Source organism: Escherichia sp. E1V33 (genome assembly GCF_004211955.1).
In the GTDB taxonomy this organism is placed as follows: domain Bacteria; phylum Pseudomonadota; class Gammaproteobacteria; order Enterobacterales; family Enterobacteriaceae; genus Escherichia.
Window position 1 is genome coordinate 82,258 of the sequence record NZ_RHJI01000015.1, and the last position, 23,953, is coordinate 106,210.

General features: G+C 51.7%; 17 protein-coding genes. 12 read left to right on the forward strand and 5 right to left on the reverse strand.

The features are described 5' to 3' along the window. Both lptF and lptG read left to right on the forward strand, forming a co-directional pair. A complete protein-coding gene (gene lptF / locus D9742_RS14420; RefSeq protein ID WP_096266392.1) occupies positions 1–1,071 on the forward strand; it encodes an LPS export ABC transporter permease LptF in 1,071 nt (356 codons plus the stop codon). Further along, complete coding sequence (gene lptG, locus D9742_RS14425; protein ID WP_130237350.1) at positions 1,068–2,147, forward strand: LPS export ABC transporter permease LptG; 1,080 nt, start codon at positions 1,068–1,070, stop codon at positions 2,145–2,147. Before lptF ends, lptG begins: the two co-directional genes overlap by 4 nt. Positions 2,148–2,181: 34 nt before the next feature. Here lptG and D9742_RS14430 read toward each other — a convergent pair whose 3' ends face one another. Genes D9742_RS14430 through D9742_RS14445 form a run of 4 tightly spaced genes read right to left on the reverse strand, consistent with a single transcriptional unit; the run spans position 2,182 to position 6,245 of the window. Continuing rightward, positions 2,182–3,354, reverse strand: coding sequence for an aminotransferase class I/II-fold pyridoxal phosphate-dependent enzyme (locus tag D9742_RS14430; RefSeq protein ID WP_130237351.1), 1,173 nt, complete (start codon positions 3,352–3,354; stop codon positions 2,182–2,184). Beyond that, positions 3,354–3,602: an acyl carrier protein gene (locus D9742_RS14435; RefSeq protein ID WP_001697422.1), complete on the reverse strand. Its 249-nt coding sequence runs from the start codon at positions 3,600–3,602 to the stop codon at positions 3,354–3,356. The genes D9742_RS14430 and D9742_RS14435 overlap by 1 nt, the downstream gene beginning before the upstream one ends. 31 nt (positions 3,603–3,633) lie before the next feature. Next, complete coding sequence (locus D9742_RS14440; RefSeq protein WP_130237352.1) at positions 3,634–4,548, reverse strand: NAD-dependent epimerase/dehydratase family protein; 915 nt, start codon at positions 4,546–4,548, stop codon at positions 3,634–3,636. Continuing rightward, on the reverse strand, positions 4,545–6,245 hold the full coding sequence (locus D9742_RS14445; RefSeq protein WP_240780483.1) for a fatty acyl-AMP ligase: 1,701 nt from the start codon (positions 6,243–6,245) through the stop codon (positions 4,545–4,547). Before D9742_RS14445 ends, D9742_RS14440 begins: the two co-directional genes overlap by 4 nt. A 396-nt stretch (positions 6,246–6,641) precedes the next feature. On the opposite strand from D9742_RS14445, the gene yghO reads away from it, so the two are divergent. Continuing rightward, a complete protein-coding gene (gene yghO / locus D9742_RS14450) occupies positions 6,642–7,784 on the forward strand; it encodes a protein YghO (protein WP_205712876.1) in 1,143 nt (380 codons plus the stop codon). Between the two features lie 76 nt (positions 7,785–7,860). Here the strand turns inward: yghO and glcC are convergent, their stop codons facing one another. Then, positions 7,861–8,631: a transcriptional regulator GlcC gene (gene glcC, locus D9742_RS14455; protein WP_130237354.1), complete on the reverse strand. Its 771-nt coding sequence runs from the start codon at positions 8,629–8,631 to the stop codon at positions 7,861–7,863. A 250-nt stretch (positions 8,632–8,881) separates the two neighbouring features. On the opposite strand from glcC, the gene glcD reads away from it, so the two are divergent. From glcD to gspS2, 9 genes are all read left to right on the forward strand, one after another. Further along, entirely contained in the window at positions 8,882–10,381 is a 1,500-nt protein-coding gene (glcD, locus tag D9742_RS14460) for a glycolate oxidase subunit GlcD (RefSeq protein WP_130237355.1), read from the forward strand. Next, on the forward strand, positions 10,381–11,433 hold the full coding sequence (glcE, locus tag D9742_RS14465; protein ID WP_089630447.1) for a glycolate oxidase subunit GlcE: 1,053 nt from the start codon (positions 10,381–10,383) through the stop codon (positions 11,431–11,433). The genes glcD and glcE overlap by 1 nt, the downstream gene beginning before the upstream one ends. A gap of 10 nt (positions 11,434–11,443) precedes the next feature. Continuing rightward, positions 11,444–12,667 (forward strand): glycolate oxidase subunit GlcF, encoded by a 1,224-nt coding sequence (gene glcF / locus D9742_RS14470; protein ID WP_130237356.1) that lies wholly within the window; start codon positions 11,444–11,446, stop codon positions 12,665–12,667. A gap of 4 nt (positions 12,668–12,671) precedes the next feature. After that, a complete protein-coding gene (locus D9742_RS14475) occupies positions 12,672–13,076 on the forward strand; it encodes a GlcG family protein (protein WP_000853256.1) in 405 nt (134 codons plus the stop codon). Positions 13,077–13,097: 21 nt separating this feature from the next. After that, positions 13,098–15,269: a malate synthase G gene (glcB, locus tag D9742_RS14480; RefSeq protein ID WP_130237357.1), complete on the forward strand. Its 2,172-nt coding sequence runs from the start codon at positions 13,098–13,100 to the stop codon at positions 15,267–15,269. 355 nt (positions 15,270–15,624) lie between these two features. Beyond that, the gene (gene glcA, locus D9742_RS14485; RefSeq protein ID WP_106991688.1) at positions 15,625–17,307 is read left to right on the forward strand and encodes a glycolate permease GlcA; all 1,683 of its coding nucleotides are present in this window, start codon (positions 15,625–15,627) and stop codon (positions 17,305–17,307) included. Positions 17,308–17,791: 484 nt separating this feature from the next. Next, entirely contained in the window at positions 17,792–22,339 is a 4,548-nt protein-coding gene (gene sslE, locus D9742_RS14490) for a lipoprotein metalloprotease SslE (protein ID WP_130237358.1), read from the forward strand. A 326-nt stretch (positions 22,340–22,665) separates the two neighbouring features. Beyond that, positions 22,666–23,475 (forward strand): prepilin peptidase PppA, encoded by an 810-nt coding sequence (pppA, locus tag D9742_RS14495; protein ID WP_130237487.1) that lies wholly within the window; start codon positions 22,666–22,668, stop codon positions 23,473–23,475. Between the two features lie 65 nt (positions 23,476–23,540). Beyond that, a complete protein-coding gene (gspS2, locus tag D9742_RS14500) occupies positions 23,541–23,951 on the forward strand; it encodes a type II secretion system pilot lipoprotein GspS-beta (RefSeq protein ID WP_130237359.1) in 411 nt (136 codons plus the stop codon). Positions 23,952–23,953 lie beyond the last annotated feature (2 nt).

Here is a 23,953-nt window from a genome sequence, read left to right on the forward strand (position 1 = left end):
ATGAAACTGGTTGAACACTACATCATGCGTGGTACGCGCCGTCTGGTGCTGATTATCGTTGGTTTTTTGATCTTTATCTTCGCTAGCTACTCTGCACAGCGTTACCTGACCGAAGCAGCCAATGGGACTTTAGCGCTTGATGTAGTACTTAATGTCGTTTTCTACAAAGTGCTGATAGCGCTTGAAATGTTACTTCCGGTGGGCCTGTATGTGTCGGTTGGTGTGACGCTTGGGCAGATGTATACTGACTCGGAAATTACCGCTATCTCTGCGGCGGGCGCCAGTCCCGCACGTTTGTATAAAGCCGTTCTGTATCTGGCAATACCATTAAGCATTTTTGTCACGCTGTTGTCGATGTATGGTCGGCCCTGGGCTTATGCGCAGATTTATCAACTGGAACAACAGTCGCAGTCGGAACTGGATGTTCGCCAGTTGCGGGCAAAGAAATTTAATACTAACGATAACGGGCGAATGATCCTTTCACAGACGGTTGACCAGGACAATAATCGCCTGACTGACGCGCTGATTTACACCTCTACCGCCAATCGAACCCGCATTTTCCGCGCCCGTTCGCTTGATGTTGTTGACCCCTCTCCTGAGAAGCCTACCGTAATGTTGCATTCCGGCACGGCTTATATACTCGATCATGAGGGTAGTGACGACAACGAACAGATCTACCGTAATCTGCAATTACATCTGAATCCGCTGGATCAAAGCGCCAACGTCAAACGTAAAGCGAAATCGGTCGCGGAACTGGCGCGCTCTGTATTTCCTGCCGATCATGCTGAACTGCAATGGCGACAAAGCCGTGGCCTGACAGCGTTGTTGATGGCGCTGCTGGCCATCTCTTTAAGTCGTGTAAAACCGCGCCAGGGGCGATTTTCTACGTTACTGCCACTGACGTTGCTGTTTATTGCCATTTTTTATGGCGGCGATGTTTGCCGTACGCTGGTGGCTAATGGCGCGATCCCTCTTATTCCAGGTTTGTGGTTGATACCAGGGGTGATGTTGATTGGCTTGCTGCTGCTCATTGCCCGCGACTTCTCTTTGTTGCAGAAATACTTCCGATGAATATTTTCAGTCGCTATTTGATACGTCACGTGTTTCTCGGGTTTACGGCTGCGGCTGGATTACTGCTTCCGCTTTTCACCACCTTCAACCTGATTAACGAACTAGATGATGTCAGCCCCGGCGGCTATCGCTGGACCCAGGCGGTGATGGTGGTGTTGATGACCTTGCCGCGTACGCTTATCGATCTTGGACCGTTTATCGCCTTATTAGGCGGGATTGTTGGTCTTGGACAGATGTCGAAGAACAGTGAACTTACCGCCATTCGCACCACAGGTTTTTCCATTTTTCGTATTGCAATGGTGGTGTTGGTCGCGGGTATTCTGTGGGCTGTCTCGTTAGGCGCAATTGATGAATGGGTTGCTTCGCCATTGCAGCAACAGGCGCTGCAAATCAAATCGACCGCCACCGCGTTGGGGGAAGACGATGACATTACTGGCAATATGCTGTGGGCCAGACGTGGCAATGAATTTGTGACGGTAAAATCGCTAAACGAACAGGGCCAGCCGGTGGGGGTGGAGATTTTTCATTACCGTGACGATCTCTCGCTCGAATCCTACATTTACGCGCGCAGTGCCACTATTGAAGACGACAAAACGTGGATCCTGCATGGTGTGAATCATAAAAAATGGCTGAATGGCAAAGAAACGCTGGAAACATTAGATAATCTTGCCTGGCAATCGACATTCACCAGTATGAATCTTGAAGAACTGTCGATGCCGGGCAATAGCTTTTCCGTTCGTCAGCTCAACCATTACATCAATTACTTGCAGGAAACCGGACAACCGAGCAGTGAGTATCGCCTGGCATTGTGGGAAAAGCTGGGGCATCCCATTTTAACCCTGGCGATGATTTTGCTGGCAGTGCCTTTTACCTTTAGCGCCCCGCGCTCGCCGGGGATGGGCAGCCGTCTTGCTGTAGGCGTCATCGTTGGCTTACTTACCTGGATAAGCTACCAAATAATGGTCAATCTGGGATTATTATTTGCGCTGAGTGCGCCCGTTACTGCACTCGGTTTACCTATGGCATTTGTGCTGGTGGCGTTGATTCTGGTGTATCTATTTGATAGGCAACATTAAACCCGTCGTGGCGCAACACCACGGCGGGCTCACATTACTGCTTCAGAGTAGCAAATGCCTGAATGATGGCATCGATTTGCTCACGACTGTGGGCAGCGTTTACGCTACAGCGCAGCAGCGTGATGCCCGCCGGCGCGGCAGGTGGCAGGATAAGATTCACATACACGCCCAGCGAAATAAGCTCACGCCAGATGCGTAAACCTTCCTCTTTCGAACCGATTATTACCGGCACTACCGGACTAATATGTGAGCTTAACTCATAACCCAGCTTTTGCAGCCCGTCATACAGATGGTTGGCATTATCCATCAGTTTTTGCCGCAACTCTGGTTGAGTGGCAATAGTTCTTAACGACGAGCGCACGGTTGCAATGCAGGAAGGAGAAGGGGAGGCGGTAAAAATATACGGACGACTGCCGTAGCGCAGCACTTCCATCGCTTCCGAACCCACGGCAAAACCACCAATAGAAGCCAGGCTTTTACTGAAGGTGCCAACGATAATATCCACATCATCTTCAACGCCAACGGCTTCAACCAGCCCGCGCCCCGTTGCGCCTAACACGCCAAACGAGTGAGCTTCATCGACAATTAAATATCCGCCGAGACGACGTTTGATATCAACAATTTCCGCCAGCGGCGCAACGTCACCGAGCATACTGTAGATGCCTTCAACGATAATAATCGCCTCTTTTGCCCGTTCACCGAGGCGAACCATGCGACGTTCCAGATCGTTGGCGTCATTATGGCGGAAACGAATAATCTCCGCGCCGCCGAGAGAACAGGCGTCATAAATACTGGCGTGGCTGTCGGCATCCAGCAACACCACGGCGTTATGGTCGGCGAGTGCGCTGATGACACCTAAATTAGCGGTATAACCGGTTGAAAAAACGATAGCGGTAGGGCGATTGAAAAACTCGGCAATCTCTTTCTCTAACGCCAGATGCGGCGCATAACTACCATTAGCCATACGTGAACCGGTGGTGCCGGTACCTTGTGCCGCTAACGCTGCCTGACCATCGGTGATGGCATCATGATTGAAGGTTAATCCGAGATAATTATTGGTCCCGGCCAGAATCACTTTTTTATTGCCGATCCGGCCTTCGGTGGCGGAATACACTTCATCAATACAGGTGCCAAACGGTGTTAACCCGTTGTCACTAAATTGCAGTCGCTCGCCAGCAAGGCGCGCATATTTATCGTATAGCCCCATTATTTATTCTCCAGCCATGGAAGTAGTGTTTCCATTAATTGCACAGGGGTTTTGACATCCAGCAGAATATTAATCGGAATGGAAATATCAAATCTGTCTTCCAGCATCATTAAGAGATCCATCACTTTAATCGACTCCAGGCCGAGATCGTTGACGAGATCGCTGTCAGGCTTAATTTCCACACCGTTTTCGACCAAATCCTGTAAACAGGAAAGGATGTAATCCATTACTATTTCACGATTTACCATAGAAACGTTAACACACCTTTAAACAAGACAATCAAAATAGCCCGTTGCGTAATGCGTGTTCCAGGCTAATCCCGGGAAACCAATTAATATCTTCAGAAATACGGTTATTACTTGCCGACCAGTCAACATGGGTTAATTCACCCAATTTCGAGCGGGTCAGCATAGGTTCTTTACCTGCCAGGCGACTCAACGCGGTACTGATATCCGCAAGGCAGGTGAGTATCGGCAGAGGAATGCCAACCATTCGCACGGAACCACAACGGGCGTCGGCGGCAAGCTGTCGTACGCGTTGCCAGTCATAGCCGCCAGCGACGCCATCGCATAATTCATAGGTTTGCGTCTGTACGGAGTCGGCGCTTAACCACTGACCCACTGCTTGTGCGAAATCGGTGACGTGCAGGAAAGTGAGCTGCGTCTCTGGTGCGCCCAGCCGTGGCAGCAGGCCGCGCAGCATCCAGTCAAACAGTGGTTTTAACTCTTTATCGCCGGGGCCATAGACTGCCGTTGGGCGAAAAACGCCCAGCGTAATTGCGTCCGCCATTGCTGCCAGTCGTTGTTCGGCGACATGTTTGGATTTTGCATACCAGGAGAGCTCGGGATGGCGCGCCGCCAGCGAAGAGATAAATAGAAAACGTTGGCAAAAGCCGCTCTCTTTTGCCGCCTGCATCAGGCGCAGGCTGCCGTCAACGTTACAGCGAGTAAAGACATCCTCTTTGTGTCCACGTACTTGCCCGGCGCAATGGACCACAGCACCGGCACCAGCAACCAGCTCGCTAAGTGAATGTGTATCTTCCAGCGAACCGCGCACCCAGGTAACGTTATCGTTATGGTGAGCACGAGGAGTACGCGTCAATGCGCGGATGTGAAAGCCGCGGTCGAGCAGGTTATCGATAATATATTTACCGATAAACCCGGTAGCGCCCGTCACCGCGACAGTTTGGTTCATTGCGCAAAACCTGCGAGGGATTCCTGCACATGAAGATTGGCGGCATAGGCTTTCTGATAACGTTTTTTCGCTTCTGCGCGGGCAGGTTTACCGGAAGATGTGCGCGGAATACTGTGTGGTGGTAACAAGTCGATAGCCGCCGAAACGCCAAATTCGCTTTGTATCCGCGCTGCCAGAGAGTGGATAAGCTGGGCGCGTCGATTTTCGTCGCTGATCCGGCACTGGATCTGCAAAATGATTCTTTCCTGGGCGGTCACAAAAGCAATGGCATCGCCAGAGTGAATTTCCGGTTCTTGTTCCGCAATGTATTCAATATCTTGTGGCCAGATATTGCGGCCACGAATAATAATCAGATCTTTAATACGCCCAGTGACATAGAGGTAACCGTCCAGCAGATAACCGAGATCGCCGGTGTCTAACCAGCCCGTCGCCGCGATATCGTCCTGCGAAGTCTGGTCGCCAAAATAGCCGCTCATCAGGCTGGGGCCGGAGATGCAAATATGGCCTACCACACGTTCCGCGACAGGCATACCTGCTTCATTGCGGATTTCAATGCCATGTTCCGGCAACGCTTTACCGCAGTTGACGAAAGTCGATACGGCGCGTGTTTCAGCACCCGGCGCGACGGCTTTACCCTGATATTCGAGGATGTCGCGATCCACTTCGTTAACCACAACACCGGAGGCTTCATCGGAGAAGCTGACGGCCAGCGCGTTCTCTGCCAGTCCGTAGCACGGCATGAAAGTTTTATCGTCAAAGTTGACCTGACGGAAACATTCAGCGAATTGATGGAGTTGTTCTGCGGAGATCGGCTCAGCACCAATACCAGCGACGCGCCAGCAGGAGAGATCCAGTTCAGCGAGATCTTTTTCATTCACGCGGCGCTGGCACAATTCATAGCCAAACGGCGGCGCAACGGAAACGGTGCCACGATTTTTACTGATCAATTTAAGCCATTGCAGCGGGCGCATGGCAAAGTCCTGAGTTCGTAAATAATCCACCGAAAGCTGTGTGGCGACGGGGGTCAGGAGAAAACCGACCAGCCCCATATCATGGTAGAAAGGTAGCCAGGAGACGCAGCGGTCGCCAGGGCGTAATTTAATGCCGTCGTGGCTTATGGCGCGTAGATTAGCCATCACTTCGCGGTGAGTGATGATAACGCCACGGGGAAAACGGGTGCTGCCGGAGGTGTACTGGAGGTAGGCGATATCGTCTGGAACTGGGCGCTGGAGTGCAACATCGGCTTCCGGTAACGCCTTAAACCAGGCGTGGCTTAAAACATGTAATTCAGGGTTATCATGCGTTGCGGCATTGACCAGCGGCAACCATTCATCGCCAGTGATTATCGCGGCAGGTTGGCAGCTTGCCAGTAAACCTTGCAGTTTGGTGCTCCAGGAATCCCGCTGACCGACGCCCATTGGAATCGCCAATGGTACGGCAACTAATCCAGCATACTGGCAGGCAAAAAATGCCTCGACAAACCCGCTACTGGTTTCGGCAATCAGCGCCACGCGATCGCCTTTTTTCAGGTTCAGCGATAGCAGTCGCTTTGCTCCTGTTTCGGCGCGCGCTTTTAGTGTCTGATATTCCAATTTTTCTTCAAGTTGGCAACGCCTGTCGTAAAAACTCATTCCGGCGCTTCCCAGCGCGGCATAGTCCAAAGCATCAACCAGCGTTGGAAAATCGGCATAGCGCATAGGCAGGGAATGCGTAAAAATTTTATTGGACATATACACCACGAAAAAATTGGATATCAAAAATAAAGTGACAATAATGCGGTGGATTATATATGCATAAAAGATAAATGAGATAGTATTTTCATTGGTGTGATATTGAACATTGATTAAAATAATGCTTTAAATCTTAACTCTGTTTATTGTGAATAATATTTAATTTATGAATATATTAAGATAATGCCCTGGCGGGTCGCATTAAATCCACAATAGTCATGTTGATCGGCTAACGGTGGCGCTGGGTTATCGTAATTATTCATAAATATTATTTTGTTTTTTCTTATATTCACCGTGTGGATTGTTAAGGTGCCGTCCGTTGCTGTTTATTTTCAGCATTAATAATTTGTTATCCACAGAACTATGGAATGCGATCTGCTGATGATTAAAATTGAAAAAGTAATAAATAAAAACGACTTAAAGGTATTTATCGCTTTCCCGTCGTCACTTTATCCCGATGATCCGAACTGGATCCCTCCTTTATTCATTGAACGCAGCGAACATCTGTCAGCGAAAAATCCGGGGACGGACCATATCATCTGGCAGGCATGGGTGGCGAAAAAAGAAGGGCAGGTAGTAGGGCGCATTACTGCGCAAATCGATACCTTGCACCGCGAGCGTTACGGCAAAGATACCGGTCATTTCGGCATGATTGACGCCATTGATGATCCGCAGGTTTTTAAAGCTCTATTTGGCGCAGCGGAAGCGTGGTTGAAATCAAAAGGTGCAAGTAAGATCAGCGGTCCTTTCAGCCTGAATATCAATCAGGAAAGCGGATTACTGATTGAAGGTTTTGACACACCACCCTGTGCGATGATGCCACACGGCAAACCGTGGTATGCCGCGCATATTGAACAACTGGGTTATCACAAAGGCATTGATTTACTGGCATGGTGGATGCAGCGAACCGATCTCACTTTCTCTCCGGCGCTAAAAAAACTGATGGATCAGGTGCGCAAAAAGGTGACCATTCGCTGTATTAATCGTCAGCGGTTTGCTGAAGAGATGCAGATCCTGCGTGAGATTTTCAACTCTGGCTGGCAGCACAACTGGGGATTTGTGCCGTTTACCGAACATGAATTTGCGACCATGGGCGATCAACTTAAGTATTTGGTGCCGGACGATATGATCTACATCGCCGAGATTGATTCTGCTCCCTGCGCGTTTATTGTCGGCTTACCGAATATTAACGAGGCGATTGCCGATCTGAATGGATCGCTTTTTCCCTTCGGCTGGGCAAAATTGCTGTGGCGCTTGAAAGTCAGCGGTGTGCGGACCGCGCGAGTGCCGCTTATGGGCGTACGGGACGAGTATCAGTTCAGCCGCATCGGCCCGGTGATTGCGCTGTTATTGATTGAAGCTTTACGCGATCCGTTTGCCCGCCGGAAGATCGATGCGCTGGAAATGTCATGGATCCTCGAAACCAATACAGGCATGAATAACATGCTGGAACGTATTGGGGCGGAGCCGTACAAGCGTTACCGATTGTATGAAAAGCAGATTTAACACCAGATCCTATTAAGCGCAGGGGCGGTCCCCTCGCCCCTCGGGGAGAGGGTTAGGGTGAGGGGGAAAACTCTGCTCACATCCCCTCCTTGTTCATCTCCTGCGGCACTGCCGAACGAATCAAATGGTGGCCTTCCAGCTCGATATCGTGGAGATTCTTTTTCACGGTCCGCACATGATCGCGTGCTGCGCGCTGGGCGACGTGCGGCAGCCGCTGCAACACCGCGTTGTAGATCCGCGCATGCTGGCGATCGATCTGCTTTTTTTGCTGTGGTCGATGGTAGAGATTATTTACGCTGGCAAACACTGAATTAAACATCAGGTCGGTCAATGATTGCAGCGTAAACACCAGCACCTGATTGTGAGAAGCCTGACAAATGGCGAGATGGAAAGCGTGATCCAACTGCGCATGTTCGATCAGCGAAATCTCTTTGTTGTTCTCACTGGCGGCGAGCATTTTTTCATAACAGCGGGTTATCAAAACAAAATCAGCCTGGGTTCCCAGCGTAGCAGCCAACCTTGCCGATTCCCCTTCCAGCAATGCGCGAACGTCGAGTAGATCATACAGCGTTCGCGGCTGCGTGCTGAATAGATGAATTAGCGGGCTGGTGTCCTGGACCCGATTAAGCCGGGCGACACGAGAATCGCGCCCCTGCGCCGTTTCAATAATCCCGCGCCCGCGCAGCACGGTCAGCCCTTCACGCAGTGCGGAACGCGAGAAGCCGAGCTTTTCACACAGTCGACGCTCCGAAGGAAGCGGCTGTCCGACCTTCAGTACGCCGTCGATAATTAACCGTTCGATACTCTCTGCAACCACTTCGCAAATAGGGCGACGCTCATCTTTCATTCCCGGACCTCGTGCACAGGTAGGACCAATTTTTCTGTTCTTAACTCGCGAAACACGTACATCACGTAAGTGATTATGTTACATCAATTTAACATTAAGTTAACCAAGGCAAGGTCACAGAGATGGAAAAAAAATGGTCTGACCGGTAGCTAAAGAGATAGACGAAAACGAAAACCCCGCTTAATAACTGTTCACAGAAGCAGCGCGCAAAAATCAGCTGCCACACAACACAACAAAGCGAACTCTACTCATGAGCATCTTGTACGAAGAGCGTCTTGATGGCGCTTTACCCGATGTCGACCGTACATCGGTACTGATGGCACTGCGTGAGCATGTCCCTGGACTGGAGATCCTGCATACCGATGAGGAGATCACTCCTTACGAGTGTGACGGATTGAGCGCGTATCGCACGCGTCCATTACTGGTTGTTCTGCCTAAGCAGATGGAACAGGTGACGGCGATTCTGGCTGTCTGCCACCGCCTGCGTGTGCCGGTGGTGACCCGTGGTGCAGGCACCGGGCTTTCTGGCGGCGCGCTGCCGCTGGAAAAAGGTGTGTTGTTGGTGATGGCGCGCTTTAAAGAGATCCTCGACATTAACCCCGTTGGTCGCCGCGCGCGCGCGCAGCCGGGCGTGCGTAACCTGGCGATCTCCCAGGCCGTTGCACCGCATAATCTCTACTACGCACCGGACCCTTCCTCACAAATCGCCTGTTCGATTGGCGGCAATGTGGCGGAAAATGCCGGCGGCGTCCACTGCCTGAAATATGGTCTGACCGTACATAACCTGCTGAAAATTGAAGTGCAAACGCTGGACGGCGAGGCGCTGACGCTGGGATCGGATGCGCTGGATTCGCCTGGTTTTGACCTGCTGGCGCTGTTTACCGGATCGGAAGGTATGCTCGGCGTGACCACCGAAGTAACGGTGAAGCTGTTGCCGAAGCCGCCCGTGGCGCGGGTTCTGTTAGCCAGCTTTGACTCGGTAGAAAAAGCTGGACTTGCGGTTGGTGACATCATCGCCAATGGCATTATCCCCGGCGGGCTGGAGATGATGGATAACCTGTCGATCCGCGCGGCGGAAGATTTTATTCATGCCGGTTATCCCGTCGATGCCGAAGCGATTTTGTTGTGCGAGCTGGACGGCGTGGAGTCTGACGTACAGGAAGACTGCGAGCGGGTTAACGATATCTTACTGAAAGCGGGCGCGACTGACGTCCGTCTGGCACAGGACGAAGCAGAGCGCGTGCGTTTCTGGGCCGGTCGCAAAAATGCGTTTCCGGCAGTGGGGCGCATTTCCCCGGATTACTACTGCATGGATGGCACCATCCCGCGCCGCGCGCTGCCTGGCGTACTGGAAGGCATTGCCCGTTTATCGCAGCAATATGATTTACGCGTTGCCAACGTCTTTCATGCCGGAGACGGCAACATGCACCCGTTAATCCTTTTCGATGCCAACGAACCCGGTGAATTTGCTCGCGCGGAAGAGCTGGGCGGGAAGATCCTCGAACTCTGCGTTGAAGTTGGCGGCAGCATCAGTGGGGAACATGGCATCGGGCGAGAAAAAATCAATCAAATGTGCGCCCAGTTCAACAGCGATGAAATCACGACCTTCCATGCGGTCAAGGCGGCGTTTGACCCCGATGGTTTGCTGAACCCAGGAAAAAACATTCCCTCGCTACACCGCTGTGCTGAATTTGGTGCCATGCACGTGCATCACGGTCATTTACCTTTTCCTGAACTGGAGCGTTTCTGATGCTACGCGAGTGTGATTACAGCCAGGCGCTGCTGGAGCAGGTGAATCAGGCAATTAGCAATAAAACGCCGCTGGTGATTCAGGGCAGCAATAGCAAAGCCTTTTTAGGTCGCCCTGTCACCGGGCAAACGCTGGATGTGCGTTGTCATCGCGGCATTGTTAATTACGACCCGACCGAGCTGGTGATAACCGCTCGTGCCGGAACGCCGCTGGTGGCGATTGAAGCGGCGCTGGAGAGCGCGGGGCAAATGCTCCCCTGCGAGCCGCCACATTATGGTGAAGAAGCCACCTGGGGCGGGATGGTCGCCTGCGGGCTGGCGGGGCCGCGTCGCCCGTGGAGTGGTTCGGTACGCGATTTTGTCCTCGGTACGCGCATCATTACCGGTACTGGTAAACATCTGCGTTTTGGTGGCGAAGTGATGAAAAACGTTGCCGGATACGATCTCTCACGGTTAATGGCCGGAAGCTACGGCTGTCTTGGTGTGCTCACTGAAATCTCAATGAAAGTGTTACCGCGACCGCGCGCCTCCCTGAGCCTGCGTCGGGAAATCAGCCTGCAAGAAGCCATGAGTGAAATCGCCGAGTGGCAACTCCAGCCATTACCCATTAGTGGCTTATGTTACTTCGACAATGCGTTGTGGATCCGCCTTGAGGGCGGCGAAGGATCGGTAAAAGCAGCGCGTGAACTGCTGGGTGGCGAAGAGGTGGCGGGTCAGTTCTGGCAGCAATTGCGTGAACAACAACTGCCGTTCTTCTCGTTACCAGGTACCTTATGGCGCATTTCATTACCCAGCGATGCGCCGATGATGGATTTACCCGGAGAGCAACTGATCGACTGGGGCGGGGCGTTACGCTGGCTGAAATCGACAGCCGATGACAATCAAATCCATCGTATCGCCCGCAACGCTGGCGGTCATGCGACCCGCTTTAGTGCCGGAGATGGTGGCTTTGCCCCGCTACCGGCTCCTTTATTCCGCTATCACCAGCAGCTTAAACAGCAGCTCGACCCTTGCGGCGTGTTTAACCCCGGTCGCATGTACGCGGAACTTTAAGGAGCAGGCAATGCAAACCCGATTAACCGAAGAGATGCGTCAGAACGCGCGGGCGCTGGAGGCCGACAGCATCCTGCGCGCCTGTGTTCATTGCGGATTTTGTACCGCAACCTGCCCAACCTATCAACTTCTGGGCGATGAACTGGACGGGCCGCGCGGGCGCATCTATCTGATTAAACAGGTGCTGGAAGGCAACGAAGTCACGCTTAAAACACAGGAGCATCTCGATCGCTGTCTCACTTGCCGCAATTGTGAAACCACCTGTCCTTCTGGTGTGCGCTATCACAATTTGCTGGATATCGGGCGTGATATTGTCGAGCAGAAAGTGAAACGCCCACTGCCGGAGCGAATGCTGCGCGAAGGGTTGCGCCAGGTAGTGCCGCGTCCGGCGGTCTTTCGTGCGCTGACGCAGGTAGGGCTGGTGCTGCGACCGTTTCTGCCGGAACAGGTCAGAGCAAAACTGCCCGCCGAAGCGGTGAAAGCCAAACCGCGTCCGCCGCTGCGCCATAAGCGTCGGGTTTTAATGCTGGAAGGCTGCGCCCAGCCTACGCTTTCGCCCAACACCAACGCGGCAACTGCGCGAGTGCTGGATCGTCTGGGGATCAGCGTCATGCCAGCTAACGAAGCAGGCTGTTGTGGCGCGGTGGACTATCATCTTAATGCGCAGGAGAAAGGGCTGGCACGGGCGCGCAATAATATTGATGCCTGGTGGCCCGCGATTGAAGCAGGGGCCGAAGCAATTTTGCAAACCGCCAGCGGCTGCGGTGCGTTTGTCAAAGAGTACGGGCAGATGCTGAAAAACGATGCGCTGTATGCCGATAAAGCGCGTCAGGTCAGTGAGCTGGCGGTCGATTTAGTCGAACTTCTGCGCGAGGAGCCGCTGGAAAAACTGGCAATTCGCGGCGATAAAAAGCTGGCCTTCCACTGCCCATGTACCCTACAACATGCGCAAAAGCTCAATGGCGAAGTGGAAAAAGTGCTACTGCGCCTGGGATTTACCTTAACCGACGTTCCCGACAGCCATCTGTGCTGCGGGTCGGCGGGAACATATGCGTTAACGCATCCCGATCTGGCGCGCCAGCTGCGGGATAACAAAATGAATGCGCTGGAAAGCGGCAAACCGGAAATGATCGTCACCGCCAACATTGGTTGCCAGACGCATCTGGCGAGCGCCGGTCGTACCTCTGTGCGTCACTGGATTGAAATTGTAGAACAAGCCCTTGAAAAGGAATAACAAAATGAAAACTAAAGTCATTCTTAGCCAGCAAATGGCGAGTGCAATTATTGCCGCAGGTCAGGAAGAGGCGCAGAAAAATAACTGGTCCGTTTCCATTGCTGTTGCTGATGACGGCGGTCATCTGCTGGCATTAAGTCGCATGGACGATTGCGCGCCGATTGCGGCTTACATCTCCCAGGAGAAAGCGCGTACTGCCGCGCTGGGCCGTCGAGAAACCAAGGGCTATGAAGAGATGGTCAATAATGGGCGCACGGCGTTTGTGACTGCGCCGTTACTGACGTCGCTGGAAGGCGGCGTACCGGTTGTTGTTGATGGGCAAATTATTGGTGCCGTGGGCGTTTCTGGTTTAACCGGAGCACAGGATGCGCAGGTCGCGAAAGCGGCAGCAGCGGTGTTGGCGAAATAAGCGAAAACGAGGAGAGAAACAATGAGTCAAACCATAACCCAGGGCCGTTTACGCATTGACGCCAATTTTAAACGTTTTGTGGATGAAGAAGTTTTACCGGGCGTAGAACTGGATGCTGCCGCGTTCTGGCGCAATTTTGATGAGATCGTTCACGATCTGGCACCAGAAAATCGTCAGTTGCTGGCAGAACGCGATCGCATTCAGGCGGCGCTTGATGAGTGGCATCGCAGCAATCCGGGGCCGGTAAAAGATAAAGCGGCCTATAAATCTTTCCTGCGTGAACTGGGCTACCTGGTGCCGCAACCGGAGCGCGTGACGGTGGAAACCACGGGCATTGACAGCGAAATCACCAGTCAGGCGGGGCCACAGCTGGTGGTTCCGGCAATGAACGCCCGCTACGCGCTGAACGCGGCGAACGCTCGCTGGGGCTCACTGTACGATGCGTTATACGGCAGCGACATCATCCCGCAGGAAGGGGCGATGGTCAGCGGCTACGATCCGCAACGCGGTGAGCAGGTTATCGCCTGGGTTCGGCGTTTCCTCGATGAATCTCTACCGCTGGAAAACGGCAGCTATCAGGATGTGGTAGCGTTTAAGGTGGTCGATAAACAATTACGCATCCAGTTGAAAAATGGTAAAGAAACCACGTTACGTACCCCGGCGCAGTTTGTCGGTTACCGTGGCGATGCCGCTGCGCCGACCTGCATTTTGCTGAAAAATAACGGCCTGCATATTGAGCTGCAAATCGATGCCAACGGGCGGATTGGCAAAGACGATCCGGCGCACATCAACGATGTTATCGTCGAAGCGGCCATCAGTACCATTCTCGACTGCGAAGATTCGGTCGCGGCGGTTGATGCGGAAGATAAAATCCTGCTGTACCGCAACCTGCTGGGCCTGATGCAGGGGACTCTGCAAGAGAAAATGGAGAAAAACGGTCGGCAAATCGTACGTAAACTGAATGACGATCGTCATTACACCGCCGCCGATGGCTCTGAAATTTCTCTGCACGGACGCTCGTTGCTGTTTATCCGCAACGTGGGTCATTTGATGACCATTCCTGTGATTTGGGACAGTGAAGGCAATGAAATCCCGGAAGGCATTCTTGATGGCGTCATGACTGGCGCGATTGCCCTCTATGATTTAAAAGTGCAGAAAAACTCGCGCACTGGCAGTGTCTATATTGTGAAACCGAAAATGCACGGTCCGCAGGAAGTGGCGTTCGCCAACAAACTGTTTACCCGCGTTGAGACAATGCTCGGCATGGCTCCGAATACCCTGAAAATGGGTATTATGGATGAAGAACGTCGGACCTCGCTGAACTTGCGTAGCTGTATCGCTCAGGCGCGCAACCGCGTGGCGTTCATCAATACTGGTTTCCTCGACCGTACCGGCGATGAAATGCATTCGGTGATGGAAGCGGGCCCGATGCTGCGTAAAAATCAGATGAAATCGACGCCTTGGATCAAAGCCTACGAGCGTAATAACGTGCTTTCCGGTCTGTTCTGTGGGCTGCGCGGTAAAGCGCAAATTGGTAAAGGCATGTGGGCAATGCCGGACCTGATGGCAGACATGTACAGCCAGAAGGGCGACCAACTGCGTGCCGGGGCAAACACGGCCTGGGTTCCGTCACCAACCGCCGCTACGCTGCACGCGCTGCACTACCATCAAACCAACGTACAGAGCGTACAAGCTAACATTGCTCAGACCGAGTTCAATGCTGAATTTGAACCGTTGCTGGACGATCTGCTGACCATTCCGGTTGCTGAAAACGCTAACTGGTCGGCGCAAGAGATCCAACAAGAGCTGGATAACAACGTGCAGGGGATTCTGGGTTACGTGGTGCGTTGGGTAGAGCAGGGGATTGGTTGTTCAAAAGTGCCGGACATTCACAACGTGGCGCTGATGGAAGACCGCGCAACGCTGCGCATCTCCAGCCAGCATATCGCCAACTGGTTACGTCACGGTATTCTGACCAAAGAACAGGTTCAGGCGTCGCTGGAGAATATGGCGAAAGTGGTTGATCAGCAAAACGCTGGCGATCCGGCTTATCGTCCAATGGTGGGGAATTTCGCTGACTCGTGTGCCTTTAAAGCTGCCAGCGATTTGATCTTCCTCGGTGTGAAACAGCCAAACGGTTATACCGAACCGTTATTACACGCCTGGCGTTTACGCGAAAAAGAAAGTCATTAATAGCGTCAAAAAAAGCCCCGGCAAGATTTATTGTCGGGGCTATTATAGTAACTGCGGTAGTACATTTATCCCGGAAATAACCGGAGCGATTATCAGGGTTTAACAAAATTAAATACCCGTAGCGCATTACTAGCGGGCCTAAAACAACAATATGGACATCTTAACGATACTCTGCGCCTGCGTGTGCGGAACAGAAACCCTTACCCGATATACTTGTTATGCCAGAGGTAGCAATTGCGTTAGCAGCGTACTGTTGCTGTAAAGTATAACGCCTATATTTTACAGTTCAGTCCTCTTTTGCTTATTACAACCTTAATCATATCAAGCATATAAAGATAATAAGAGACTGAACAATATGGTTACCTGGACCCAAATGTATATGCCGATGGGAGGACTGGGGCTATCCGCTCTGGTTGCCCTGATCCCAATAATATTCTTCTTCGTTGCACTCGCGGTATTACGTCTGAAAGGACATGTCGCCGGAGCAATAACCCTTATATTATCTATCCTGATTGCGATATTCGCCTTTAAAATGCCGATTGATATGGCATTTGCTGCTGCGGGCTATGGCTTTATTTATGGTTTATGGCCTATTGCCTGGATTATTGTTGCAGCGGTATTCCTCTATAAATTAACCGTTGCCAGCGGTCAGTTTGATATTATCCGCAGCTCGGTCATCTCCATCACTGACGATCAGCGTTTGCAGGTGTTGCTGATTGGTTTCTCCTTTGGCGCGCTGTTAGAAGGTGCTGCGGGCTTTGGTGCGCCGGTGGCGATTACCGGCGCTCTGCTGGTGGGGCTGGGCTTCAAACCGTTATACGCGGCGGGGCTGTGTCTGATAGCCAACACTGCGCCGGTGGCGTTTGGTGCGTTGGGCGTGCCGATTCTGGTCGCCGGTCAGGTAACGGGAATCGATCCGTTCCACATTGGCGCAATGGCGGGACGTCAGTTACCGTTCCTGTCGGTTCTTGTGCCGTTCTGGCTGGTGGCAATGATGGACGGCTGGAAAGGGGTGAAAGAGACGTGGCCAGCGGCGCTGGTGGCAGGGGGAAGCTTCGCTGTCACTCAGTTCTTTACCTCTAACTACATTGGTCCGGAACTGCCGGATATTACTTCGGCGCTGGTGAGTATCGTCTCACTCTCTTTATTCCTCAAAGTGTGGCGGCCAAAAAATACTGAAACGGCAATCAGCATGGGGCAATCCGCAGGGGCGATGGTGGTGAATAAACCATCTTCTGGTGGGCCCGTGCCTTCAGAATATAGTCTGGGGCAAATCATTCGCGCGTGGTCACCGTTTTTAATCTTAACGGTGTTGGTCACCATCTGGACCATGAAACCGTTTAAAGCGTTATTTGCTCCGGGCGGTGCGTTTTATTCGCTGGTGATTAATTTCCAGATCCCTCATTTGCATCAACAAGTCTTGAAAGCGGCCCCCATTGTCGCCCAGCCGACACCAATGGATGCGGTGTTTAAATTCGACCCCCTCTCCGCTGGCGGCACCGCTATTTTCATTGCAGCGATTATCTCTATCTTCATCCTCGGCGTGGGGATCAAGAAAGGTATTGGCGTCTTTGCCGAAACGCTAATTAGCCTGAAGTGGCCGATACTGTCGATTGGCATGGTGCTGGCGTTCGCCTTCGTCACCAACTATTCTGGCATGTCCACCACGCTGGCGCTGGTACTGGCAGGTACAGGCGTGATGTTCCCGTTCTTCTCACCGTTCCTCGGCTGGCTGGGGGTATTCCTTACCGGCTCGGACACCTCCTCTAACGCCCTGTTTGGTTCACTGCAATCGACCACGGCGCAGCAAATCAACGTCTCTGACACTCTGCTGGTGGCAGCAAATACCAGCGGCGGCGTAACTGGCAAGATGATCTCCCCGCAATCTATCGCCGTGGCCTGCGCCGCGACGGGCATGGTGGGCCGAGAATCTGAACTGTTCCGCTACACCGTGAAGCACAGTCTGATTTTTGCCAGCGTTATCGGCATTATCACGCTGTTGCAGGCGTATGTGTTTACCGGGATGTTAGTCTCGTAAATCAATAAAGCCGGATGATCGTTAATATCATCCGGCTTCATTTACATTATTCTGTCTTATTAATTGAAAATCATTTCTCGCTTTATTATCCATGCAGCAATAATGTTTTGCGTTCAGATAACCTGCTAAATAATTAAGAGCGTGAGAACATCTATTTTTTTATCACGCAAAACAAGTCTGTATTAATTATGTTCGCTTGATGAGCAAACACCGTTCTATCTGTTGCTTTTGCAATCTTAATCGTTAAAACTACCAACGAATTTATATAGTTACGTTGTGAAATGTTGTTAATTTTTTGTTTATTGAAATTTCGTAAAAATAGCCAGATAGACATCGTATAGGGGTTATTCTTATAAATTTCACCTGTTTTCTATCAATGATGTCGTTTTCTTAAGAATGGAGGAAATTATTAAAGAAGATAAAGCATAAAACTATTTCTCCCAGTTACGAATTTTTTAACATTGTTTTGTCACTTGCGTTATTAATGAATAAGAAATTTAAATATAAGAAATCGCTTTTAGCGGCTATTTTGAGCGCAACCCTGTTAGCCGGTTGTGATGGCGGTGGTTCCGGATCTTCCTCCGATACGCCGCCTGTAGATTCTGGAACAGGGTCTTTGCCGGAAGTGAAACCTGATCCAACACCAAACCCGGAGCCGACGCCTGACCCTGAACCTACGCCGGATCCGACACCTGAACCAGAGCCAACACCAGAACCGGAGCCAGAACCTGTTCCGACGAAAACGGGTTATCTGACCCTGGGCGGAAGCCAGCGAGTAACCGGTGCTAAATGTAATGGTGAAAACAGCGACGGCTTTACTTTTACACCTGGCGAGAACGTTACTTGCGTGGCGGGTAACACGACAATTGCCACCTTCAACACTCAGTCAGAAGCTGCGCGTAGCTTGCGTGCGGTTGAAAAAGTGTCGTTTAGCCTTGAGGACGCGCAAGAACTGGCGGGCTCCGATGACAAGAAAAGCAATGCGGTTTCGCTGGTAACGTCCAGTAACAGCTGTCCGGCGAATACAGAACAGGTTTGTCTGACGTTCTCCTCGGTGATCGAGAGTAAACGCTTCGACTCGCTGTATAAGCAAATCGATCTGGCACCGGAAGAGTTCAAAAAGCTGGTCAATGAAGAGGTGGAAAACAATGCCGCAACCGATAAAGCGCCATCCACTCATACCTCTCCGGTCGTGCCAGTCACCACACCGGGAACAAAACCGGATCTGAACGCTTCCTTCGTGTCGGCTAACGCGGAACAGTTTTATCAGTATCAACCTACGGAAATCATTCGCTCCGAAGGCCGACTGGTAGATAGCATGGGCAATGGTGTGGTTGGCGTAAATTACTACACCAGCTCAGGCCGTGGCGTAACTGGCGAAAACGGCAAATTCAATTTCAGCTGGGGCGAAACCATCTCCTTTGGTATCGACACCTTTGAACTGGGCTCAGTACGCGGCAATAAGTCGACAATTGCATTGACTGAGTTGGGCGACGAAGTTCGCGGCGCGAATATTGATCAGCTTATTCATCGTTATTCCCAGGCCGGAAAAAATGATGAGCGTGAAGTGCCGGACGTAGTGCGCCAGGTCTTTGCCGAATATCCCAACGTGATCAACGAGATTATCAATCTCTCGTTATCCAATGGCGAGGCGTTGAGCGAAGGCGATCAAACCTTTGAGCGGACAAACGAATTTCTTGAGCAGTTTGAATCCGGGCAGGCTAAAGAGATTGATACGGCGATTTGTGACTCCCTTGGGGGCTGCAACTCTCAGCGTTGGTTCTCGTTGACAGCACGCAATGTTAACGAAGGTCAGATTCAGGGCGTTATCAACAAGCTGTGGGGTGTGGATAAAGATTACAAATCTGTGACGAAATTCCACGTATTCCATGACTCTACCAACTTCTATGGCAGCACCGGTAATGCGCGCGGTCAGGCGGTGGTAAATATCTCCAACGCGGCATTCCCGATTCTGATGGCGCGTAATGATAAAAACTACTGGCTGGCCTTCGGCGAAAAACGCGCCTGGGATAAAAACGAGCTGGCGTACATTACTGAAGCGCCTTCTCTTGTTGAGCCGGAAAACGTTACGCGCGATACCGCCACCTTTAACCTGCCGTTTATTTCGCTGGGGCAAGTGGGCGATGGCAAGCTGATGGTTATCGGTAACCCACACTACAACAGCATTTTGCGTTGCCCGAACGGTTACAGCTGGAACGGGGGCGTTAATAAAGACGGGCAGTGTACGCTCAGCGGTGATTCAGATGACATGAAGCACTTCATGCAGAACGTGTTGCGCTATCTGTCAAATAATCGCTGGTTGCCGGATGCAAAATCCAATATGACCGTGGGTACTAACCTGGACACGGTGTATTTCAAAAAACACGGGCAGGTTACAGGAAACAGTGCTGCGTTCGGCTTCCATCCGGATTTTGCGGGTATCTCCGTTGAGCATTTAAGTAGCTATGGCGATCTCGATCCGCAGGAAATGCCGCTGCTGATCCTTAACGGCTTTGAGTATGTGACTCAGGTGGGGGGCGATCCCTATGCCGTGCCTCTGCGTGCAGATACCAGCAAACCGAAGCTGACCCAGCAGGATGTGACCGATCTGATCGCCTATCTGAACAAAGGTGGCTCGGTGCTGATCATGGAAAACGTGATGAGCAATCTTAAGGAAGAGAGCGCGTCTGGCTTTGTGCGTCTGCTGGATGCCGCAGGCCTGTCAATGGCACTGAACAAGTCGGTGGTGAATAACGATCCGCAGGGGTATCCGGATCGCGTTCGTCAGCGTCGAGCGACTGGCATCTGGGTTTATGAACGTTATCCGGTTGTGGAAGGTGAGCTGCCGTACACCATTGATTCCCAAACAGGAAAAGTTACCTGGAAATATCAGATTGATAACAAACCTGATAAGAAACCGAAACTGGAAGTTGCTAGCTGGCAGGAGGAAGTTGAGGGCAAACAGGTAACGCGTTATGCCTTTATTGATGAAGCGGAATACACAACAAAAGAATCTCTGGATGCTGCGAAGAAGAAAATTCTGGATACTTTCAAGGGATTAAAGGAGTGTACGGACCCGACATATCACTACGAGGTCAACTGTCTGGAATACCGTCCTGGCACGAACGTTCCGGTAACCGGTGGCATGTATGTTCCGCAGTATACGCAACTGAATCTCAGCGCCGACACTGCGAAAGCAATGGTGCAGGCGGCGGATTTAGGCACCAACATTCAGCGTCTGTATCAGCACGAGCTTTACTTCCGTACCAATGGTCGCAAAGGTGAGCGTCTGAGCAGCGTCGATCTGGAACGTCTGTACCAGAACATGTCGGTCTGGCTGTGGAATAAAATTGAATATCGCTATGAAAACGACAAGGATGACGAGCTGGGCTTTAAAACGTTCACTGAGTTCCTGAACTGCTACGCCAACAATGCCTATAACGAAGGCACGCAGTGTTCTGCAGATCTGAAAAAATCGCTTGTCGATAACAACATGATCTACGGTGACGGTAGCAGCAAAGCAGGCATGATGAACCCGAGCTACCCGCTCAACTATATGGAAAAACCGCTGACGCGCCTGATGCTGGGGCGTTCCTGGTGGGATCTGAACATCAAGGTTGATGTCGAGAAGTATCCGGGGGCGGTATCGGCTGAAGGTGAGAAGGTTACTGAAACCATCAGCCTGTACTCGAATCCGACCAAATGGTTTGCGGGTAACATGCAGTCTACTGGTCTGTGGGCTCCGGCTCAGCAGGAAGTCAGCATTAAGTCCAATGCGAACGTTCCTGTGACTGTCACCGTGGCGCTGGCCGACGATCTGACCGGACGCGAGAAGCATGAAGTCGCGCTGAACCGTCCGCCAAAAGTGACTAAAACCTATGATCTGAAAGCCAATGGTGAGGTGACCTTCAAGGTTCCTTATGGCGGTCTGATTTATATCAAGGGCGACAGCCCAACGAATGAGTCAGCCAACTTCACCTTTACTGGCGTGGTAAAAGCGCCGTTCTATAAAGACGGTAAATGGAAAAACGCTCTGAACTCACCGGCTCCGCTGGGTGAGCTGGAGTCAGACTCTTTCGTCTACACCACACCGAAGAAGAACCTTGAGGCCAGCAATTACAAGGGCGGTCTGGAACAATTCGCTAAAGATCTGGATACCTTTGCCAGCTCGATGAATGACTTCTACGGTCGTGATGATGAAGACGGTAAGCACCGGATGTTTACCTATAAAGCATTGACGGGTCACAAACATCGTTTCACCAACGATGTGCAGATCTCCATCGGTGATGCGCACTCTGGTTATCCGGTGATGAACAGCAGCTTCTCGCCGAACAGCACCACGCTGCCGACGACGCCGCTGAACGACTGGCTGATCTGGCACGAAGTAGGGCACAACGCTGCAGAAACGCCGCTGACTGTACCGGGCGCAACTGAAGTGGCGAACAACGTGCTGGCGCTGTACATGCAGGATCGTTATCTCGGCAAGATGAACCGTGTCGCTGACGATATTACCGTCGCGCCGGAATATCTGGACGAGAGCAACGGTCAGGCATGGGCACGCGGCGGTGCGGGTGACCGTCTGCTGATGTACGCGCAGCTGAAGGAGTGGGCTGAGAAGAACTTTGATATCAAGAAATGGTATCCAGAAGGTGAATTGCCTAAGTTCTACAGCGAGCGTGAAGGGATGAAAGGCTGGAACCTGTTCCAGTTGATGCACCGTAAAGCACGTGGCGATGATGTTGGCAAAACCAAGTTTGGCGAAAGAAATTACTGTGCTGAGTCCAACGGTAACGCTGCGGACACGCTGATGCTGTGTGCATCCTGGGTCGCTCAGACGGACCTTTCCGCATTCTTTAAGAAATGGAATCCGGGCGCGAATGCTTACCAGTTGCCGGGAGCGACAGAGATGAACTTCGAGGGCGGTGTGAGCCAGTCGGCTTACGAGACGCTGGCGGCGCTTGGTCTGCCGAAACCGCAGCAAGGGCCGGAAACCATTAATCAGGTTACCGAGCATAAGATGTCAGCCGAGTAAGCCTGTATGCCGGATAAGGCGCTCGCGCCGCATCCGGCATGAAATAAGGCGCACCGGGTCAACACATATGCCCGATGCGCAAGCTTATCGGGCCTACAGAGAGGGAAAGCTGCGTTTATTTGCGTTGGCAGACACTTGTAGGCCGGATAAGGCGCTCGCGCCGCATCCGGCATGATATAAGGCGCATCGGGTTAACACATATGCCCGATGCGCCATCTTATCGGGTCTTCAGGGAAAGCCGCGATTACTTGCGTTGGCAGATACCTGTAGGCCGGATAAGGCGTTTTACGCCGCATCCGGCAAGTTACAACAAACAACCTTTAACCATGCTTTTTGATGTTTTTCAGCAATACCCCGCGGCGATGCCCGTCCTGGCAACCGTCGGAGGATTAATCATCGGTAGTTTTTTGAATGTGGTGATTTGGCGTTACCCCATCATGCTGCGCCAACAAATGGCGGAGTTTCACGGTGAAATGCCGAGTGCGCAGTCAAAAATAAGCCTGGCGCTGCCACGTTCGCACTGTCCACATTGTCAGCAGACCATCCGCGTTCGTGACAATATTCCGCTGCTCTCCTGGCTGATGCTCAAAGGGCGCTGCCGCGATTGTCAGGCGAAAATCAGCAAGCGTTATCCGCTGGTGGAGTTATTGACAGCACTCGCTTTTTTGCTGGCGAGCCTGGTGTGGCCGGAAAGTGGATGGGCGCTGGCGGTGATGATATTATCCGCCTGGCTGATTGCCGCGAGCATCATCGACCTCGATCACCAATGGCTGCCCGATGTTTTTACTCAGGGCGTATTGTGGACAGGACTGATTGCGGCATGGGCGCAGCAGAGTCCGCTCACGCTACAAGATGCAGTCACCGGCGTCCTGGTGGGGTTTATCACTTTTTACTCGCTGCGTTGGATAGCCGGAATAGTTCTGCGTAAAGAAGCATTAGGCATGGGCGATGTATTATTGTTCGCTGCTTTAGGTGGCTGGGTGGGGGCGTTGTTGCTGCCCAATGTTGCTTTAATCGCCTCATGCTGCGGCCTGATATATGCCGTTATTACAAAAAGAGGATCAACCACACTGCCTTTTGGACCGTGTTTAAGTCTGGGCGGTATAGCAACACTTTATCTACAGGCATTGTTTTAATGATAACCACGTCATTATCGAAGTGACATTTTAACTCTTATTAATAACCTTAGAGATTATTTACCATGTCGATAAAACAGATGCCAGGGAGGGTATTAATATCGCTATTGTTGAGCGTTACAGGATTATTAAGTGGCTGTGCCAGCCATAATGAAAACGCCAGTTTGCTGGCGAAAAAACAGGCGCAAAATATCAGCCAAAACCTGCCGATTAAATCTGCGGGATATACCTTAGTGCTGGCGCAAAGTAGCGGCACGACGGTAAAAATGACCATTATCAGCGAAGTGGGTGCTCAGACCACGCAGACGCCTGATGCCTTTTTAACCAGCTATCAACGACAAATGTGCGCTGACCCAACGGTGAAATTAATGATCACCGAGGGAATTAATTACAGCATAACGATTAATGATACACGTACAGGTAACCAGTATCAGCGGAAACTGGATCGTACCACCTGTGGAATAGTCAAAGCATAACG